General features: G+C 66.1%; 15 protein-coding genes and 2 rRNA genes. 7 read left to right on the forward strand and 10 right to left on the reverse strand.

What is annotated here, in order from left to right:
• Window positions 1-100: 100 nt before the first annotated feature.
• From CRP56_RS09450 to CRP56_RS09465, 3 genes are all read right to left on the reverse strand, one after another.
• A 23S ribosomal RNA gene (locus tag CRP56_RS09450) occupies window positions 101-3222 on the reverse strand.
• A 310-nt stretch (window positions 3223-3532) separates the two neighbouring features.
• Window positions 3533-5058, reverse strand: a 16S ribosomal RNA gene (locus tag CRP56_RS09455).
• Together the 16S and 23S rRNA genes form the textbook arrangement of a ribosomal RNA operon.
• 535 nt (window positions 5059-5593) lie before the next feature.
• A complete protein-coding gene (locus CRP56_RS09465; RefSeq protein WP_097262205.1) occupies window positions 5594-6235 on the reverse strand; it encodes a DNA-3-methyladenine glycosylase in 642 nt (213 codons plus the stop codon).
• Between the two features lie 168 nt (window positions 6236-6403).
• Here CRP56_RS09465 and CRP56_RS09470 point away from each other — a divergent pair, with 168 nt between their 5' ends.
• From CRP56_RS09470 to CRP56_RS09480, 3 genes are all read left to right on the forward strand, one after another.
• Window positions 6404-7186, forward strand: coding sequence for a sporulation protein (locus CRP56_RS09470; protein ID WP_097262208.1), 783 nt, complete (start codon window positions 6404-6406; stop codon window positions 7184-7186).
• 43 nt (window positions 7187-7229) lie between these two features.
• Window positions 7230-7769 carry a YbhB/YbcL family Raf kinase inhibitor-like protein gene (locus CRP56_RS09475; protein ID WP_097262210.1) on the forward strand — a complete coding sequence of 180 codons (540 nt, stop codon included), beginning with the start codon at window positions 7230-7232 and terminating at the stop codon, window positions 7767-7769.
• Between the two features lie 156 nt (window positions 7770-7925).
• Complete coding sequence (locus tag CRP56_RS09480; protein WP_097262212.1) at window positions 7926-8432, forward strand: HNH endonuclease; 507 nt, start codon at window positions 7926-7928, stop codon at window positions 8430-8432.
• A gap of 71 nt (window positions 8433-8503) precedes the next feature.
• Here CRP56_RS09480 and CRP56_RS09485 read toward each other — a convergent pair whose 3' ends face one another.
• The 3 genes from CRP56_RS09485 to CRP56_RS09495 form a co-directional block, all read right to left on the reverse strand.
• Window positions 8504-9454, reverse strand: coding sequence for an SPFH domain-containing protein (locus CRP56_RS09485; RefSeq protein WP_097262214.1), 951 nt, complete (start codon window positions 9452-9454; stop codon window positions 8504-8506).
• A 132-nt stretch (window positions 9455-9586) separates the two neighbouring features.
• Entirely contained in the window at window positions 9587-10018 is a 432-nt protein-coding gene (locus CRP56_RS09490) for an NfeD family protein (protein ID WP_059197191.1), read from the reverse strand.
• Window positions 10019-10067: 49 nt separating this feature from the next.
• Window positions 10068-10865, reverse strand: a complete 798-nt coding sequence (locus tag CRP56_RS09495) for an ABC transporter ATP-binding protein (RefSeq protein WP_059197192.1) — start codon at window positions 10863-10865, stop codon at window positions 10068-10070.
• Between the two features lie 138 nt (window positions 10866-11003).
• On the opposite strand from CRP56_RS09495, the gene CRP56_RS09500 reads away from it, so the two are divergent.
• Window positions 11004-11792, forward strand: coding sequence for a hypothetical protein (locus CRP56_RS09500; RefSeq protein ID WP_097262216.1), 789 nt, complete (start codon window positions 11004-11006; stop codon window positions 11790-11792).
• An 81-nt stretch (window positions 11793-11873) separates the two neighbouring features.
• Here CRP56_RS09500 and CRP56_RS09505 read toward each other — a convergent pair whose 3' ends face one another.
• The 4 genes from CRP56_RS09505 to CRP56_RS09520 form a co-directional block, all read right to left on the reverse strand.
• Entirely contained in the window at window positions 11874-12113 is a 240-nt protein-coding gene (locus tag CRP56_RS09505; protein ID WP_097262218.1) for a chaplin, read from the reverse strand.
• A 188-nt stretch (window positions 12114-12301) separates the two neighbouring features.
• Window positions 12302-12544: a chaplin ChpE gene (gene chpE / locus CRP56_RS09510; protein WP_059197195.1), complete on the reverse strand. Its 243-nt coding sequence runs from the start codon at window positions 12542-12544 to the stop codon at window positions 12302-12304.
• Between the two features lie 156 nt (window positions 12545-12700).
• Window positions 12701-13342: a response regulator gene (locus tag CRP56_RS09515; RefSeq protein ID WP_097262220.1), complete on the reverse strand. Its 642-nt coding sequence runs from the start codon at window positions 13340-13342 to the stop codon at window positions 12701-12703.
• Window positions 13335-14480, reverse strand: a complete 1146-nt coding sequence (locus tag CRP56_RS09520; RefSeq protein ID WP_097262222.1) for a GAF domain-containing sensor histidine kinase — start codon at window positions 14478-14480, stop codon at window positions 13335-13337. The genes CRP56_RS09515 and CRP56_RS09520 overlap by 8 nt, the downstream gene beginning before the upstream one ends.
• A 237-nt stretch (window positions 14481-14717) precedes the next feature.
• Between CRP56_RS09520 and CRP56_RS09525 the strand changes: the two genes are divergently transcribed.
• The 3 genes from CRP56_RS09525 to CRP56_RS09535 all read left to right on the forward strand — a co-directional run bounded on the left by CRP56_RS09525 (window position 14718) and on the right by CRP56_RS09535 (window position 17554).
• Window positions 14718-15416: an SDR family NAD(P)-dependent oxidoreductase gene (locus tag CRP56_RS09525; RefSeq protein ID WP_097262224.1), complete on the forward strand. Its 699-nt coding sequence runs from the start codon at window positions 14718-14720 to the stop codon at window positions 15414-15416.
• Complete coding sequence (locus CRP56_RS09530; RefSeq protein WP_097262227.1) at window positions 15413-16510, forward strand: S-adenosylmethionine:tRNA ribosyltransferase-isomerase; 1098 nt, start codon at window positions 15413-15415, stop codon at window positions 16508-16510. The genes CRP56_RS09525 and CRP56_RS09530 overlap by 4 nt, the downstream gene beginning before the upstream one ends.
• Window positions 16511-16789: 279 nt before the next feature.
• A complete protein-coding gene (locus CRP56_RS09535) occupies window positions 16790-17554 on the forward strand; it encodes a transglycosylase SLT domain-containing protein (protein ID WP_097262229.1) in 765 nt (254 codons plus the stop codon).
• The last annotated feature ends 55 nt before the right edge of the window (window positions 17555-17609 follow it).

Below are 17609 nucleotides of genomic sequence, written 5' to 3' on the forward strand. Positions count from 1 at the left end.
CGAGCGAACAAGCACACTCTGTAGTTATTAGTGATGCGTTCTGCTCAAAAAACCGGCAACGGTCGTTGCCTCAGAACTAACACAGTGGACGCGAGCAACTGAGGACAAGCCCTCGGCCTATTAGTACCGGTCACCTCCACACGTTACCGTGCTTCCAGATCCGGCCTATCAACCCAGTCGTCTACTGGGAGCCTTACCCCATCAAGTGGGTGGGAATACTCATCTCGAAGCAGGCTTCCCGCTTAGATGCTTTCAGCGGTTATCCCTCCCGAACGTAGCCAACCAGCCATGCCCTTGGCAGAACAACTGGCACACCAGAGGTTCGTCCGTCCCGGTCCTCTCGTACTAGGGACAGCCCTTCTCAATATTCCTGCGCGCGCAGCGGATAGGGACCGAACTGTCTCACGACGTTCTAAACCCAGCTCGCGTACCGCTTTAATGGGCGAACAGCCCAACCCTTGGGACCGACTCCAGCCCCAGGATGCGACGAGCCGACATCGAGGTGCCAAACCATCCCGTCGATATGGACTCTTGGGGAAGATCAGCCTGTTATCCCCGGGGTACCTTTTATCCGTTGAGCGACGGCGCTTCCACAAGCCACCGCCGGATCACTAGTCCCGACTTTCGTCCCTGCTCGACCCGTCGGTCTCACAGTCAAGCTCCCTTGTGCACTTACACTCAACACCTGATTGCCAACCAGGCTGAGGGAACCTTTGGGCGCCTCCGTTACTCTTTAGGAGGCAACCGCCCCAGTTAAACTACCCATCAGACACTGTCCCTGATCCGGATCACGGACCCAGGTTAGACATCCAGCACGACCAGACTGGTATTTCAACGACGACTCCACCCGAACTGGCGTCCGAGCTTCACAGTCTCCCAGCTATCCTACACAAGCCGAACCGAACACCAATATCAAACTGTAGTAAAGGTCCCGGGGTCTTTCCGTCCTGCTGCGCGAAACGAGCATCTTTACTCGTAGTGCAATTTCACCGGGCCTATGGTTGAGACAGTCGAGAAGTCGTTACGCCATTCGTGCAGGTCGGAACTTACCCGACAAGGAATTTCGCTACCTTAGGATGGTTATAGTTACCACCGCCGTTTACTGGCGCTTAAGTTCTCAGCTTCGCAACCCCGAAAGGTCACTAACCGGTCCCCTTAACGTTCCAGCACCGGGCAGGCGTCAGTCCGTATACATCGCCTTACGGCTTCGCACGGACCTGTGTTTTTAGTAAACAGTCGCTTCTCGCTGGTCTCTGCGGCCACCCCCAGCTCGAGGAGCAAGTCCTCTCACCAGTGATGGCCCCCCTTCTCCCGAAGTTACGGGGGCATTTTGCCGAGTTCCTTAACCATAGTTCACCCGAACGCCTCGGTATTCTCTACCTGACCACCTGAGTCGGTTTAGGGTACGGGCCGCCATGAAACTCGCTAGAGGCTTTTCTCGACAGCATAGGATCATCCACTTCACCACAATCGGCTCGGCATCAGGTCTCAGACTATGTACAGGGCGGATTTGCCTACCCTGCGTCCTACACCCTTACCCCGGGACAACCACCGCCCGGGATGGACTACCTTCCTGCGTCACCCCATCACTCACCTACTAACCGCTTGGTTCGGCGGCTCCGCCACTCCCCTCAACTCCGAAGAGATCAGGGCGGCTTCACGGCCTTAGCATCACGATGCTCGATGTTTGACGCTTCACAGCGGGTACCGGAATATCAACCGGTTATCCATCGACTACGCCTGTCGGCCTCGCCTTAGGTCCCGACTTACCCTGGGCAGATCAGCTTGACCCAGGAACCCTTAGTCAATCGGCGCACACGTTTCTCACGTGTGAATCGCTACTCATGCCTGCATTCTCACTCGTCAACCGTCCACAACTCGCTTCCGCGGCTGCTTCACCCGGCAGACGACGCTCCCCTACCCATCACAGCAGGCGTTGGCCCTATTGCTGCAATGACACGACTTCGGCGGTACGCTTGAGCCCCGCTACATTGTCGGCGCGGAATCACTAGACCAGTGAGCTATTACGCACTCTTTCAAGGGTGGCTGCTTCTAAGCCAACCTCCTGGTTGTCTGTGCGACTCCACATCCTTTCCCACTTAGCGTACGCTTAGGGGCCTTAGTCGATGCTCTGGGCTGTTTCCCTCTCGACCATGGAGCTTATCCCCCACAGTCTCACTGCCGCGCTCTCACTTACCGGCATTCGGAGTTTGGCTAAGGTCAGTAACCCGGTAGGGCCCATCGCCTATCCAGTGCTCTACCTCCGGCAAGAAACACACGACGCTGCACCTAAATGCATTTCGGGGAGAACCAGCTATCACGGAGTTTGATTGGCCTTTCACCCCTAACCACAGGTCATCCCCCAGGTTTTCAACCCTGGTGGGTTCGGTCCTCCACGAAGTCTTACCTCCGCTTCAACCTGCCCATGGCTAGATCACTCCGCTTCGGGTCTTGAGCGCGCTACTATACCGCCCTATTCGGACTCGCTTTCGCTACGGCTTCCCCACACGGGTTAACCTCGCAACACACCGCAAACTCGCAGGCTCATTCTTCAAAAGGCACGCAGTCACGAGATATGTGCAAGCACATATCCGACGCTCCCACGGCTTGTAGGCACACGGTTTCAGGTACTATTTCACTCCGCTCCCGCGGTACTTTTCACCATTCCCTCACGGTACTATCCGCTATCGGTCACCAGGGAATATTTAGGCTTAGCGGGTGGTCCCGCCAGATTCACACGGGATTTCTCGGGCCCCGTGCTACTTGGGTGTCTCTCAAACGAGCCGCTGACGTTTCGACTACGGGGGTCTTACCCTCTACGCCGGACCTTTCGCATGTCCTTCGCCTACATCAACGGTTTCTGACTCGTCCCACGGCCGGCAGACCGTGGAAGAGAGATCCCACAACCCCGTATACGCAACCCCTGCCGGGTCTCACACGCATACGGTTTGGCCTCATCCGGTTTCGCTCGCCACTACTCCCGGAATCACGGTTGTTTTCTCTTCCTGCGGGTACTGAGATGTTTCACTTCCCCGCGTTCCCTCCACATACCCTATGTGTTCAGGTATGGGTGACAGCCCATGACGACTGCCGGGTTTCCCCATTCGGAAACCCCCGGATCAAAGCCTGGTTGACGACTCCCCGGGGACTATCGTGGCCTCCCACGTCCTTCATCGGTTCCTGGTGCCAAGGCATCCACCGTGCGCCCTTAAAAACTTGGCCACAGATGCTCGCGTCCACTGTGCAGTTCTCAAACAACGACCAGCCACCCATCACCCCGCCACACTCGGCGAGTTCACTGGGGCCGGCATCGAAGTACAGCCATACGGCCGCTACTTCAGACACCCAACAGCGTGCCCGACACCCTCGCCACTCATGATCAGCGTTCCACGCTCCGAAGAGCAGTACTGGCAGCCCGAGATGACTGAAAGTGCCGAATAATCAACGTTCCACCCATGAGCAACCAGCATCGGACATTCGCCGATGTACTGGCCTCTGGACAACCTTGCGGCTGCCTAGAAGTGCTCCTTAGAAAGGAGGTGATCCAGCCGCACCTTCCGGTACGGCTACCTTGTTACGACTTCGTCCCAATCGCTGGTCCCACCTTCGACAGCTCCCTCCCACAAGGGGTTGGGCCACCGGCTTCGGGTGTTACCGACTTTCGTGACGTGACGGGCGGTGTGTACAAGGCCCGGGAACGTATTCACCGCAGCAATGCTGATCTGCGATTACTAGCAACTCCGACTTCATGGGGTCGAGTTGCAGACCCCAATCCGAACTGAGACAGGCTTTTTGAGATTCGCTCCACCTCACGGTTTCGCAGCTCATTGTACCTGCCATTGTAGCACGTGTGCAGCCCAAGACATAAGGGGCATGATGACTTGACGTCGTCCCCACCTTCCTCCGAGTTGACCCCGGCGGTCTCCTGTGAGTCCCCATCACCCCGAAGGGCATGCTGGCAACACAGGACAAGGGTTGCGCTCGTTGCGGGACTTAACCCAACATCTCACGACACGAGCTGACGACAGCCATGCACCACCTGTACACCGACCACAAGGGGGCGACCATCTCTGGCCGTTTCCGGTGTATGTCAAGCCTTGGTAAGGTTCTTCGCGTTGCGTCGAATTAAGCCACATGCTCCGCTGCTTGTGCGGGCCCCCGTCAATTCCTTTGAGTTTTAGCCTTGCGGCCGTACTCCCCAGGCGGGGAACTTAATGCGTTAGCTGCGGCACCGACGACGTGGAATGTCGCCAACACCTAGTTCCCACCGTTTACGGCGTGGACTACCAGGGTATCTAATCCTGTTCGCTCCCCACGCTTTCGCTCCTCAGCGTCAGTAATGGCCCAGAGATCCGCCTTCGCCACCGGTGTTCCTCCTGATATCTGCGCATTTCACCGCTACACCAGGAATTCCGATCTCCCCTACCACACTCTAGCTAGCCCGTATCGAATGCAGACCCGGGGTTAAGCCCCGGGCTTTCACACCCGACGTGACAAGCCGCCTACGAGCTCTTTACGCCCAATAATTCCGGACAACGCTTGCGCCCTACGTATTACCGCGGCTGCTGGCACGTAGTTAGCCGGCGCTTCTTCTGCAGGTACCGTCACTTTCGCTTCTTCCCTGCTGAAAGAGGTTTACAACCCGAAGGCCGTCATCCCTCACGCGGCGTCGCTGCATCAGGCTTTCGCCCATTGTGCAATATTCCCCACTGCTGCCTCCCGTAGGAGTCTGGGCCGTGTCTCAGTCCCAGTGTGGCCGGTCGCCCTCTCAGGCCGGCTACCCGTCGTCGCCTTGGTGAGCCGTTACCTCACCAACAAGCTGATAGGCCGCGGGCTCATCCTTCACCGCCGGAGCTTTCAACCCCCACCCATGCGAGTGGAAGTGATATCCGGTATTAGACCCCGTTTCCAGGGCTTGTCCCAGAGTGAAGGGCAGATTGCCCACGTGTTACTCACCCGTTCGCCACTAATCCCCACCGAAGTGGTTCATCGTTCGACTTGCATGTGTTAAGCACGCCGCCAGCGTTCGTCCTGAGCCAGGATCAAACTCTCCGTGAATGTTTTCCCGTAATCGGGATGAACACCACGAGAGCGGAACCACCGGAGGAATAATCCGGCAGTTCACAGCGTCCTCGCTGTGTTGTTTCAAAGGAACCTCGCCCCAACCGATCGGCTGGAGACGGGGTATCAACTAATCTGGCGTTGATTTTTGGCACGCTGTTGAGTTCTCAAGGAACGGACGCTTCCTTTGTACTCACCCGAGAGACTCTCTCAGGCTTTCCTCCGGGCTTTTCCCTTCGGTCTTGCGTTTCCGACTCTATCAGATCCTTTCGGCGTCCGATTCCCTGTCGGCGGGATTTGCCGGAGGCTTCTGGCTTTCGCCCGTCGGCCTTTCGACATTCACTACGTTAGCCCATCCCCCCGGCCAACTCATAATCGAGTTCCGAGAGTTTGAATTCGAGCATGCAGGCACGTCGAATTCACCCTCGCGAAGAGGATGTCGTAGGTAGTGGTTTGGCCGCTTCCGGCTGCTGGCGATCGCCGTACCCGGTTCAAGCGGCTCGGGCTACATTACGCACCCCGCAACGGCGCGTCAACTTGAGCGACGCCTCGGCGTATGGGCCCGATAAGGGCTCACCGTCGGGTCGTTGGAGATCCAGAAGCGCCAGGGGTGGACGCCTCCGTCGCCGGAGACGCCGGTGCGTGGGCCGTTGCGTACCTGGTCGGAGGGGACCGGGGTGCCGGTCAGGATCCTCAGAGGGGTGTCGGCGGAGGTGCACGCGTCCGTGCCGTCGAGGGATCGGTCCACGCCCAGGGCGGTGGCCAGCCGTGCGGGCCCTTTGGCCAGTTCCTTGTCATTTCGGGCCGAGAGTCGACGTTTGCGCGCGAGCTCGGCGCCCTCGACCACCTCGCCGGCGCGGAGCAGGACCGCGCTCGCGGTGCCGTCCGGACCGCACACCAGGTTCATGCAGAACCACATGCCGTAGGTGAAGTAGACGTACACATGACCGGGCGGACCGAACATCACGCCGTTGCGGGCCGTGCGGCCGCGATAGGCGTGGGAGCCGGGGTCGTTCTGGCCGTCGTACGCCTCGACCTCCGTGAGGCGGAGGGCGATCGGACCGTCCGGGGTGGTGCGTACGAGGATGCGGCCGAGAAGGTCGGGGGCGACCTCCAGTACGGGGCGGTCGAAGAACTCGCGGGGGAGGGGCGTACGGTCGGGGGTCGCGATCATGCCGTCCGAGGGTAGTGCAGACAGGTCGCCGCGACGGGGTGGTCACGGGGCGTTCGCCTTGCAAGGGTGAGGGCGCGGAACCGGCCACGGTCGGATCGCGTTTGTAGGGATCGAGGATCTACGCGCGCGTGGCACGCGCGTGAAGCAGGACGACGTATAGGGAGAGTCATGGCGTTCAAGAAGCTGCTCGCGAGCCTGGGTGCCGGCGGGGCTTCGGTCGAGACGGTGCTGACCGAGGTCAACGTCGTGCCGGGTGGTGTCGTCCAGGGTGAGGTGCGGATCCAGGGCGGGTCCGTCAACCAGGAGATCGAGGGGCTGTCGGTCGGGCTGCAGGCCAAGGTCGAGGTCGAGAGCGGCGACGAGGAGTACAAGCAGAACATCGAGTTCACCAAGGTGCGGCTCGGTGGTGCCTTCGAGCTCCAGGCCGGGGCCGTGCACGCGGTGCCGTTCGGCCTTGAGATCCCGTGGGAGACGCCGATCACGATGATCGACGGTCAGACGCTGCGCGGGATGAACATCGGTGTGACGACCGAGCTGGCGATCGCGCGTGCCGTGGACTCCGGTGACCTCGACCCGATCAACGTGCACCCGCTGCCGGCGCAGAAGGCGATCCTCGACGCCTTCATCCAGCTGGGCTTCCGCTTCAAGAGCGCGGACATGGAGCGCGGTCACATCCGGGGTACGCGGCAGCGGCTGCCGTTCTACCAGGAGATCGAGTTCTTCCCGCCGCAGCAGTACCGGGGTCTGAACCAGGTCGAGCTGAGCTTCGTGGCCGATCAGAGCGTCATGGACGTCGTCCTGGAGATGGACAAGAAGCCGGGGCTGTTCAGCGAGGGCAGTGACACCTTCCGGTCCTTCCAGGTGGGGCTCAACGACTACCAGGGCACCGACTGGGCGGCTTACCTCAACCAGTGGCTGTCCGAGGTCGGCAGCAAGCGCAACTGGTTCTAGGCTCGGAACTGCTGATTCCGGCAATCGATCAGGAGGTACCGAGGTGTCCGAGCTCAAGCGGCGGCCTCTCCCCCACGACTTCCACCCGCCCGTCCCGTCGTTCACGGTGACGAGTGACGACATCGAGGAAGGGGCGACGCTCAAGGACGCTCAGGTCTACGCGGCGGGCAACACCTCGCCGCACCTGCGGTGGGAGGGCTTCCCGCCCGAGACCAAGAGCTTCGCCGTGACCTGCTACGACCCCGACGCGCCCACGGGCAGCGGGTTCTGGCACTGGGTCTTGTTCGACATCCCCGCCTCGGTGACCGAGCTGCCGGTGGGTGCGGGCAGCGGCAAGTTCGAGGGGCTGCCGGAGGGCGCCGTACACGTGCGCAACGACTACGGCAGCAAGGACTTCGGTGGCGCCGCGCCGCCGCCCGGAGACGGGCCGCACCGGTACGTCTTCACGGTGTACGCCGTCGATCAGGAGAAGCTCGGTCCGGATGCCGACGTCTCTCCCGCCGTCGTCGGTTTCAATCTGCGGTTCCACGCGATCGCGCGTGCCCAGCTGGTCGGTGAGTTCGAGAACCCCGAACAGAGCTGAGCGATCCGAGCGTTCATGGAACGTTTGCCCGCCCCTGGTCTTGGAAGTGATCAGGGGCGGGCACTTTTATTTCGTTGTCCATCTCGGCGTGCCCGGCCAAAGTTGATCCCAGCCCGCCAAGGAGGTGGGCGGGTGAGCGCAGGAGGTGGGCTGGTCATGCGGGACACGCTGGTACTGAACGCGAGCTTCGAGCCGCTGTCGACGGTGACGTTGAACCGAGCCGTCGTTCTGGTGCTGCAGGACAAGGCCGTCGTCGAGCAGTCTCACCCCGAACTGCGCATGCGCGGAGCCGCGGTCGACATACCGGCGCCCCGGGTGATCAGGCTGTGCAGGTACGTAAGGGTGCCGTTCCGAAGACAAGCTCCGTGGTCCAGGCGGGGGGTGCTGGTCAGGGACCGGCACCGGTGCGCGTACTGCGGGCGCAGGGCGACGACCGTGGACCATGTGGTGCCGCGCGCGCAGGGTGGTCAGGACTCGTGGCTGAACACGGTGGCATCGTGCGCGGAGGACAACCACCGCAAGGCGGACCGGACTCCGGAGCAGGCCGGGATGCCGTTGCTGAGGCAGCCGTTCGAGCCGACGCCGGCCGATGCGATGCTGCTGTCGCTGGGGGCCGACGACTTCCAGGCGCTGCCGGACTGGTTGGCCATGGACGCCGCGTAACGCCGTTGCCGGCAAAGACTTTGGGGCTCGCCTTCTTGAGGAAGGCGAGCCCCGTCGTAGTGATGCCGGACTCAGTCGATCTGCGGCTTCTCCCTGCGGTCCGTGCCACCGTTGCCCGTTGAGCCGCCGCCTCCCGAACCGCCGCCCATGGGGCCGAAGTTGCCCATGGCGCCGGACAGGCCCTTGAGGGCGTCGCCGATCTCGCTGGGGACGATCCAGAGCTTGTTGGCGTCGCCCTCGGCGATCTTCGGGAGCATCTGGAGGTACTGGTACGAGAGCAGCTTCTGGTCGGGGTCGCCGGCGTGGATCGCCTCGAAGACCGTACGGACGGCCTGGGCCTCGCCTTCCGCGCGCAGGGCCGCGGCCTTGGCCTCACCCTCGGCGCGCAGGATCTGCGACTGCTTCTCACCCTCGGCGGTGAGGATGGCCGCCTGGCGCGTGCCTTCCGCGGTGAGGATCGCGGCGCGCTTGTCGCGGTCGGCGCGCATCTGCTTCTCCATCGAGTCCTGGATGGAGGTCGGGGGCTCGATCGCCTTCAGCTCCACGCGGTTGACGCGGATGCCCCACTTGCCGGTGGCCTCGTCGAGAACACCGCGCAGGGCCGCGTTGATCTCCTCGCGGGAGGTCAGGGTCCGCTCCAGGTCCATGCCACCGATGATGTTGCGGAGCGTGGTGACCGTCAGCTGCTCAATGGCCTGGATGTAGCTGGCGACTTCGTAGGTGGCCGCCCGCGCGTCCGTCACCTGGTAGTAGATGACCGTGTCGATGTTCACGACCAGGTTGTCCTGGGTGATCACCGGCTGGGGCGGGAACGGGACGACCTGTTCACGCAGGTCGATGCGGTTGCGGATGGTGTCGATGAACGGGACGACGATGTTGAGGCCCGCGTTGAGTGTCCGCGTGTAACGGCCGAAGCGCTCCACGATGGCCGCGCTGGCCTGTGGGATGACTTGGATCGTCTTGATCAGGGCGATGAAGACCAACACCACCAGGATGATCAAGACGATGATGACCGGTTCCATCGTCGCTTCCCCGTACCCTTCTCCGCCTCGGTGCTTTCGGAAGATCTTATGGTTGATGAAGATCTTGCTGGACGAGTCTGACAGACCGTCGAGCAACTCGCGGGCTGTTCGGTTCAGTTGAGTCGTACGAGGTCAGATGACGATCGCGGTCGCTCCCTCGATCTCCACGACGTCCACTTCTTGTCCTACTTCGTAGGCGCGGCCGCCGTCGAGAGCGCGGGCCGACCAGACCTCTCCGGCCAGCTTGATCCGGCCGCCGGAGCCGTCCACCCGTTCCAGTACGACCGCCTGTTTGCCCTTCAACGCCTCCACGCCGGAGACGAGTTGGGGTCGTTGCGCGCTGTGCCGGGCGGCGATGGGCCGTACGACGCCGATGAGGGCGACCGAGACGACGACGAAGGCGAGCACCTGCACGACGACGCCGAAGCCCAGACCTGCGAGGATCGCGCCGGCGACGGCGCCCACCGCGAGCATGCCGAACTCCGGCATCGCCGTCACCACGAGGGGGATTCCGAGCGCGGCCGCGCCGATGAGCCACCACACCCATGCGTCGATGTCGTTCACATGGTCATGGTAGGTCCGCGGGTCGTGCCGCGGACAGGGCGCGAGGGCGTCAGGCCATCGGCAGGCCCTGCGCCGTCCAGCGCTCGCCGACCTGCTCGACGACGAGCGGGAGGCCGAAGCACAACGAGAGGTTGCGGGAGGTGAGTTCGAGCTCCAGCGGGCCCGCGGCGAGGACCTTGCCCTGACGGATCATCAGGACGTGGGTGAAGCCGGGGGCGATCTCCTCGACGTGGTGGGTGACCATCAGCATCGAGGGGGCGATCGGGTCGCGGGCGAGGCGGCCGAGTCGGCGTACGAGGTCCTCGCGGCCGCCGAGGTCGAGGCCGGCGGCGGGCTCGTCGAGGAGGAGGAGCTCGGGGTCGGTCATCAGGGCGCGGGCGATGAGGGTGCGCTTGCGCTCGCCCTCGGAGAGGGTGCCGAACTTGCGCTCCAGGTAGTCGCTCATGCCGAGGCGGTCGAGGAAGGCACGGGCGCGCTGCTCGTCGATCTCGTCGTACTCCTCCTGCCAGCCGGCCGTCATGCCGTACGCGGCGGTGAGCACGGTCTGCAGGACGGTCTGGCGCTTGGGGAGCTTGTCGGCCATGGCGATGCCGGCCACGCCGATGCGGGGGCGCAGTTCGAAGACGTCGGTGCCGGGCTTGCCGAGGGTCTCGCCGAGGATGGTCGCGGTGCCCTTGCTGGGGTAGAGGTAGCTGGACGCGACGTTCAGGAGGGTGGTCTTGCCGGCGCCGTTGGGGCCGAGGATGACCCAGCGCTCGCCCTCCTTGACCGACCAGGAGACCTGGTCCACCAGAGCCCGGCCCTCACGGACCACGGATACGTCCTGAAGCTCCAGAACATCGCTCATGAGCGCGTTGTCTCCCCTTGCAGTGTGACCGGTCTCGGCGTCTCGGCTGCGCGTGCGCGTGGTGGGCGCAGTCCTCAAGGAAATCTACGCCACCGGTCGGGCGGTCCATTCCATCGGTCCGGTCCTTAGGGTGGGGGCATGCTCTCGGAACCTCGCTCTGGACGCCTTGCCGCTTGGGGAAACGCCCTTTTGGCCGGACTTGTGTCACCTGACGACGCCGTGCTCGCCGTTGTCGGGGACGACGCGGTGCATCGGGTGGAGGGGTTGCCCGGTGAGTCGGGGCCGGTCGGGCTGACGCTCGCGCTGGGGCGGTTGCGGGCGCTCGGGGTGACCGGGCTGCGGGTGGCGCTGCCGGCGCCGGGGCATCCGCTGGGGCTGAGCGGGCCGCCGGAGTTCAACGCGCGGGCGTTGGAGGCCGAGGAGGCGGTGATCTGTCACGGGGCCGCGCTGGGGCTGGTGCCCGAGGTGTACGAGGCCGGGCCCGCGGGTGATGTGCATGTCGAGGTGGTGTGGCATGTGCTGCCGGTGCGGGAGGCGCCGCCGGCCGATGTGCCGTCGCTGGGTGAGGCGGAGCGGGAGCTGGCGGAGGCGCTGCGGGAGGCGACCGAGGTGCTGACGCGGCTGGATGTGGCCGGGGCGGGGCCGGTGGCGGAGGCGGCGATCGACGCGTATCGGGCGCGGGCCGAACGGGGGCGGGAGGTGTTGGCGCCGGGGTATCCGCCGCGGGCGGTGCGGGTGCTGGAGCTTGCGCAGCGGGTGGGGTTGTTGATCTCCGTGGCTTATGAGAACGGGCCTGGGGGTGCGGTGACGGCGGGCGAGATGGCGGCGCGTACGGAGGCGTTGCGCCCGGTGGAGCGGACCGCTCGGCGGGCGCAGGTCGCGGCGTACAACGCGTATGTGGAGGAGCGGGAGCGGGGGGTGCGCTGAGCGGAGCCAGGTACGACGTCATGACGAAGGGCCCCTCAAGTCGCCGTTGACTTGAGAGGCCCCACCGGCTCAGACCCGACGTCAGTCGTTCACGCCGGTGTTGCCGAAGGCGGGGTTCAGGCCGGCGATGCCGTTGACCGTGTTGCCCACGACGTTGACGGGGATGTGGACCGGGACCTGGACGAGGTTGCCCGAGCCGACGCCCGGCGACTTCACGGCCGCGCCGTCAGCGCTCGCGTCGGCGACAGCGGCACCGGCGGCAGCACCCGTGGCGATACCGGCGACGGTGAGGGCCACGGCAGCCTTCTTGGCGATGTTCATGAAAAGCGTTCCTCCTGCGTTTGCGTGTCCGACCCGGCCGCGGGTCGTGCCTGATCAACGCGGAGGCGAACGCGAACGGTACGGGAATCAGACTTCAACTGCCCATTCGGATCATTGCCACGAAAAACTGACCGGCCTCCCGGGAGCGCCCGGGAGGCCGGAGGTCACTGCCGCTCCTGAGGCGGAGGTCAGTGGTTGACGCCGAGGTTGCCGAACGCGGGGTTCAGGATGCCCACGACGTTCACGCTGTTGCCCACCGCGTTGACCGGGATGTGGATCGGGGCCTGGACGAGGTTGCCCGAGGCGACGCCCGGCGAACCCACGGCCTTGCCGTCGGCGTGCGCGTCGGTGGCGGAGGCCATCCCGGCACCGGCGGCGATCAGTCCGCCGGCCACCATCGTCACGGCCGCTGCCTTCTTCAGGTTCTTCACTTCTGAGCCCTCCTGGTGATCGCCGCGGCAGTCGCCGCAGCACGCACTGGAGAACGGTGGAGATCCATGAAGGATGCGCCGTCCGGGTGACATTCCCACGACGGTATGAATCTCACTCCGGAGCGGAACCCTCCGTATTGCCGACCGCGTGGTGGATCAACCGGTCACTCCATGACGTACCGCCCACAGCGCGGCCTGGGTGCGGTCCGCCAGGTCGAGTTTCATCAGGATGTTCGAGACGTGGGTCTTGACGGTCTTCTCGGAGAGGACGAGGGCGCGGGCGATCTCACGGTTGGAGCGGCCGTCGGCGATCAGGCCGAGCACCTCGCGCTCCCGTTCCGTGAGCGAACCCGCCCGGCCCTGTCCGGAGTTGGCCTCCTCCTGGGAGAGCAGGACGCCCGCGACCTCGGGCTGGAGCAGGATGTGGCCGGCGTGGACGGAGCGGATGGCGCCGGCGAGGGCGTCGGGGTCGACGTCCTTGTAGACGTATCCGGCGGCTCCGGCGCGCAGGGCCGGGATCACCGTGCGCTGCTCGGTGAAGCTGGTGACGATGAGCACGCGCGCGGGGTTGTTCAGCTCCCTGAGTCTGCGCAGCGCCTCGACGCCGTCCATGCCCGGCATCTTGACGTCCATGAGGACGACGTCGGGCTTCAGTTCCTCGGCGCGGGCGACGCCCTCGGCGCCGTCCGAGGCCTCGCCGACGACCTCTATGTCGTCCTGCACTTCGAGGAACGTGCGCAGGCCGCGGCGGACCACCTGGTGGTCGTCGACGAGCAGCACCTTGATTGCGTCAGCCACCAGGGACCTCCATCTCGATCGTGGTGCCCTTGCCGGGCGCCGATTCCACGGTCAGCGCGCCGCCGACCCCGCTCGCCCGGTCCCGCATGGAGACGAGGCCGAGGTGGCGTCCCGCGCGGCGGGTCTGCTGCGGGTCGAAGCCGTTGCCGTCGTCGGTGACGCGCAGGACGGCTCCACAGCCGCGACGGGCCAGGGTCACCTCGACGTGTGCGGCCCCGGAGTGCCGCAGGGCGTTGTGCAGGGCCTCCTGGGCGACGCGCAGGAGGGCCTCCTCCTGGGCGGCGGGCAGGGCGCGCACTCCGCGGCTGTCGAAGGTCACGCGCGCGGTGTGGGCGCGGTCGAGGACCTGGATCTGGGTGCGGAGGGTGGCGACGAGGCCGTCCTCGTCGAGGGCGGCGGGGCGCAGCTCGACCACGGCGGCGCGCAGTTCGTCGGCGGCCTCGGCGGCGAGGGCGGCGACCTGTTGCAGCTCGCCCTTGGCGCGTGAGGGGTCGCGGTCGACGAGGGCGGCGGCGGCCTGGGCGGTCAGGCGCAGGGAGAACAGCTTCTGGGCGACCGCGTCGTGCAGTTCGTGGGCCAGCCGGGAGCGTTCCTCGGCGATGGTCAGTTCGCGGCTGCGCTCGTACAGGCGGGCGTTGGTGAGGGCGATGGCGGCGTGCTGGGCGAGGATGGAGAGGAGTTCCTCGTCCTCGGCGGTGAAGCCGCAGCTGCCGTCGGGTTTGCTGCAGTTCTTGTTCGCCAGGAAGAGGGCGCCGATGACCTCGTCGCCGTCCTTGATCGGCAGGCCCAGGAAGTCGGACATGTCGGGGTGGGCCGAGGGCCAGCCCTCGAAGCGGGGGTCCCTGCGCACGTCCGCGAGGCGCTCGACCTTGGCCTCCTGGAGCATCGCGGCGAGGATGCCGTGCTGCCTGGGGAGCGGGCCGATGGCCTTCCACTGCTGGTCGCTGACGCCGTCGACGACGAACTGGGCGAAGCCGCCGTGGTCGTCGGGGACGCCGAGGGCGGCGTACTGCGCGTCGAGCAGCTCGCGGGCCGAGGCGACGATCGTCTTGAGGACGTCGCGCACCTCCAGATGCCTGCTCATGGCCAGCAACGCGGAACTCACCGCGGCCAGACCGGACCTGGGGCCTTGACTCATGCCCTCACGGTACCGGCGGGGTGTGACAGTCCGTATCCGACCTGTGGTGGCGGCCGCCTAGGGCGGTGGGCCTAGGGCCAAGGGCCCGGACCGGGGGCTTAGGGCGAAGGACCCCACCTGTTCGCGACCCGCGTCCGACGCGCGCGGGGCCGTCCCGTTCCTACGTTGAGGCCACACCAAGTGACCTCACCCTTCCTGCGTCGAGGCCACATCGAAGTGACGACGAGGGGACGTGTCATGCCGGTAGCGATCATCACGGGGGCCTCGCGGGGGCTGGGGCGGGCGCTCGCCGAGGCGCTGGCCGCGCGGGGCTGGGATCTGGTGCTCGACGCCAGGAACGCCGAGGTGCTGCGGAAGACGGCGGCCGACGTCGGGGCGTACGGCACGCGCGTGACGGCGCTGCCGGGCGACGTCACGGACGCGGGGCACCGGGCCGCGCTGGTGGCGGCGGCGCGGGAGCTCGGCGGTCTCGATCTGCTGGTGAACAACGCCGGGGTGCTGGGCGCCGAGCCCTTGGTGCCGCTCGGCGAGCATTCCCTCGACGGCTTCCGCGCGGCCCTGGAGGTCAATGTCGTGGCGCCGCTGGGGCTGCTCCAGGAGGCGCTGCCCGAGCTGCGCGCGGCTCCCCCGGGGGCGGTCGTCAACGTGAGCTCGGACGCGGGCGCGGAGGCGTACCGGACCTGGGGGGCGTACGGGGCGACGAAGGCGGCGCTGGACCAGCTGTCGGCGGTGCTGGCGGTCGAGGAGCCGGGGCTGCGGGTCTGGTGGGTCGACCCGGGCGGCATGCGCACCGACATGCTGGCCGCCGCGGAGCCCGACGAGGACCTGTCGGGGACGCCGGCGCCCGCGGACATCGCCCCCGCCTTCGTGCGGCTCCTCGAGCGGCGTCCGGCAAGCGGCCGGTACACGGCCGCCGCGCTGCTGGAGGCACGGTGACCCTGGCGCTGCGTGTCCCGGAGGAGCTGTCGGCCCGGGTCCCCGCCGAGCAACGCGGCCCGGGCCTGGACCGGGACGCCGTACGGCTGCTGGTGTCGCGCGGTACGGAGGTGTCGCATCACGCGTTCCCCGAGCTGCCGTGTCTGTTGCGGGCCGGTGACCTGCTGGTCGTGAACACCTCGCCGACACTGGCGGCGGCCGTGGACGGGCGGGTCGGGCACGCGCGCGTGGTGGTGCACTTCTCCACGCGCGGGGACGACGGACGCTGGGCGGTCGAGCTGCGGGAGCCCGACGGGCGGGGCACCACACGCGCGCGTGCGGGAGGGCCCGCGGGGACGGAGGTGCGGTTGCCCGAGGGGGTGCGGCTGACGTTGGAGGAGCCGCTGAGCGCGCGGGGCGAGCGGCTGTGGTGGGCCCGGGTGGCCGGGGCGGGGGTGCCCGGGCTGCTGCGGGAGTACGGGCGGCCGATCCGTTACTCCTATACGGAGCGCGACCAGCCGCTGTCCGCCTACCAGACGGTGTTCGCGCTGCCGCAGCCCGGCGGGGCCGGCAGTGCGGAGATGCCGAGCGCGGCGCGGCCCTTCACGGCGCGGCTGGTGGCGGAGCTGGTGAGCCGGGGGGTGCGGTTCGCGCCGATCACGCTGCACACGGGTGTGGCGTCGGCGGAGGCGCATGAGCCGCCGTATCCGGAGCGGTTCGCGGTGCCGGAGGCGTCGGCGCGGCTGATCAACGCGGCGAAGGCGGGGGACGGCCGGGTCGTCGCCGTGGGGACGACCGCCGTGCGGGCCGTGGAGTCGGCGGCCGGCGCCGACGGCGTCGTACGCGCGCGTGAAGGGTGGACCGACCTCGTGGTGACCCCGGAGCGCGGTGTGCGGGTCGTGGACGGGCTGCTGACCGGGCTGCACGAGCCGGAGGCCTCGCATCTGCTGATGCTCCGGGCGGTGGCCGGAACGGCGGCGGTCGAGCGCGGCTACGAGGAGGCGGTGCGCGGGCTCTATCTGTGGCACGAGTTCGGGGACGTGCATCTCCTCCTCCCGGCGGAGGCCGGAACAGAGGGCCCTCACGCAGAGCATTGCTTCAGCAACTGCCGGTGAGACTGTTACGGGCCCGATGTGAGCCCGCGCATAGGGCGCACATCACGTACGAAGGCGCATAGGAGATAAACAGGTCCACGGTGAGCGGGAAAGACGTTCCTGTCTGTCCCGTTTTGCCCTTCCCTGATCCACTACCCGGGATCGTACGTCACATCTTTGCCACACATTTTTGCGGCCGCTAAGAATGGCTGCCGTCGCTCAGCGCCGCGGGTTCCGCCCGCGGCGTTTGTGCCGCAAGGACGCAGAGCGACTCCGCGCTATTCGAAGAGGTCCACTCGCATGTCGCAGAACCCCACCCGTGGTCATAGTCGCGCGCTGACGAAGCGCCACAAGATCGCCATCGCCGGTGTCGCCACGCTCGGCGCCGCCGCCCTCGCGTTCTCCGCGGTGCCCAGCAACGCGGACACGACCACGAGCGAGGCCGCTCCCTCGGCCAAGGTCGCCTACAGCTCCGAGCAGCTCAAGGACCTCCGGTCCGGCGTCAGCGAGCAGCTCGCCTCGACCAGCCTCCAGGCCCAGGCCGCCGAGGCCGCCGCCGCGAAGAAGGCCGCCGTGGAGACCGCGGCGAAGAAGAAGGCGGCCGCCGAGGCCGCCGCCAAGAAGAAGGCCGCTCAGAAGGCGGCGCAGAAGGCCGCCCAGGAGCGCAAGGCGAAGGAGGCCGCGAGCCGGTCCGCCAAGCGTGCCGCGGTCAAGGCCGCCCCCAAGGCCGCCCCCAAGGCCTACGCCAACAACCTCGACGGCTGGATCAAGCACGCCCTCGACATCATGGACGACAAGGGCATCCCCGGTACGTACAACGGTCTGTACCGCAACATCATGCGGGAGTCCTCGGGCAACCCGAGCGCCATCAACAACTGGGACGTCAACGCGATCAACGGCACCCCGTCGATCGGTCTGCTGCAGATCATCAAGCCGACCTTCGACGCGTACCACGTCGCGGGCACGTCCTGGAGCCAGTACGACCCGGTCGCCAACATCGTCGCCTCCGCGAACTACGCGGCCGACAAGTACGGCTCGATCGACAACGTGAACAGCGCGTACTGAGGCCGCGCGGACCTCTCGTACACCGCTGGACCGCTGCATCGACCGAGCACGCCGA

This window comes from Streptomyces sp. TLI_55 (genome assembly GCF_900206255.1).
Lineage (GTDB): Bacteria > Actinomycetota > Actinomycetes > Streptomycetales > Streptomycetaceae > Streptomyces > Streptomyces aquilus.

Excerpts from the sequence above, each read along its gene's own strand:
- CRP56_RS09535 (WP_097262229.1), top strand. The coding sequence starts at position 16,790 with ATGTCGCAGAACCCCACCCGTGGTCATAGTCGCGCGCTGACGAAGCGC.
- CRP56_RS09465 (WP_097262205.1), bottom strand. The coding sequence starts at position 6,235 with ATGATCGCGACCCCCGACCGTACGCCCCTCCCCCGCGAGTTCTTCGAC.
- CRP56_RS09525 (WP_097262224.1), top strand. The coding sequence starts at position 14,718 with ATGCCGGTAGCGATCATCACGGGGGCCTCGCGGGGGCTGGGGCGGGCG.
- CRP56_RS09500 (WP_097262216.1), top strand. The coding sequence starts at position 11,004 with ATGCTCTCGGAACCTCGCTCTGGACGCCTTGCCGCTTGGGGAAACGCC.
- CRP56_RS09495 (WP_059197192.1), bottom strand. The coding sequence starts at position 10,865 with ATGAGCGATGTTCTGGAGCTTCAGGACGTATCCGTGGTCCGTGAGGGC.
- CRP56_RS09470 (WP_097262208.1), top strand. The coding sequence starts at position 6,404 with ATGGCGTTCAAGAAGCTGCTCGCGAGCCTGGGTGCCGGCGGGGCTTCG.
- CRP56_RS09485 (WP_097262214.1), bottom strand. The coding sequence starts at position 9,454 with ATGGAACCGGTCATCATCGTCTTGATCATCCTGGTGGTGTTGGTCTTC.
- CRP56_RS09505 (WP_097262218.1), bottom strand. The coding sequence starts at position 12,113 with ATGAACATCGCCAAGAAGGCTGCCGTGGCCCTCACCGTCGCCGGTATC.
- CRP56_RS09480 (WP_097262212.1), top strand. The coding sequence starts at position 7,926 with ATGCGGGACACGCTGGTACTGAACGCGAGCTTCGAGCCGCTGTCGACG.
- CRP56_RS09520 (WP_097262222.1), bottom strand. The coding sequence starts at position 14,480 with ATGAGTCAAGGCCCCAGGTCCGGTCTGGCCGCGGTGAGTTCCGCGTTG.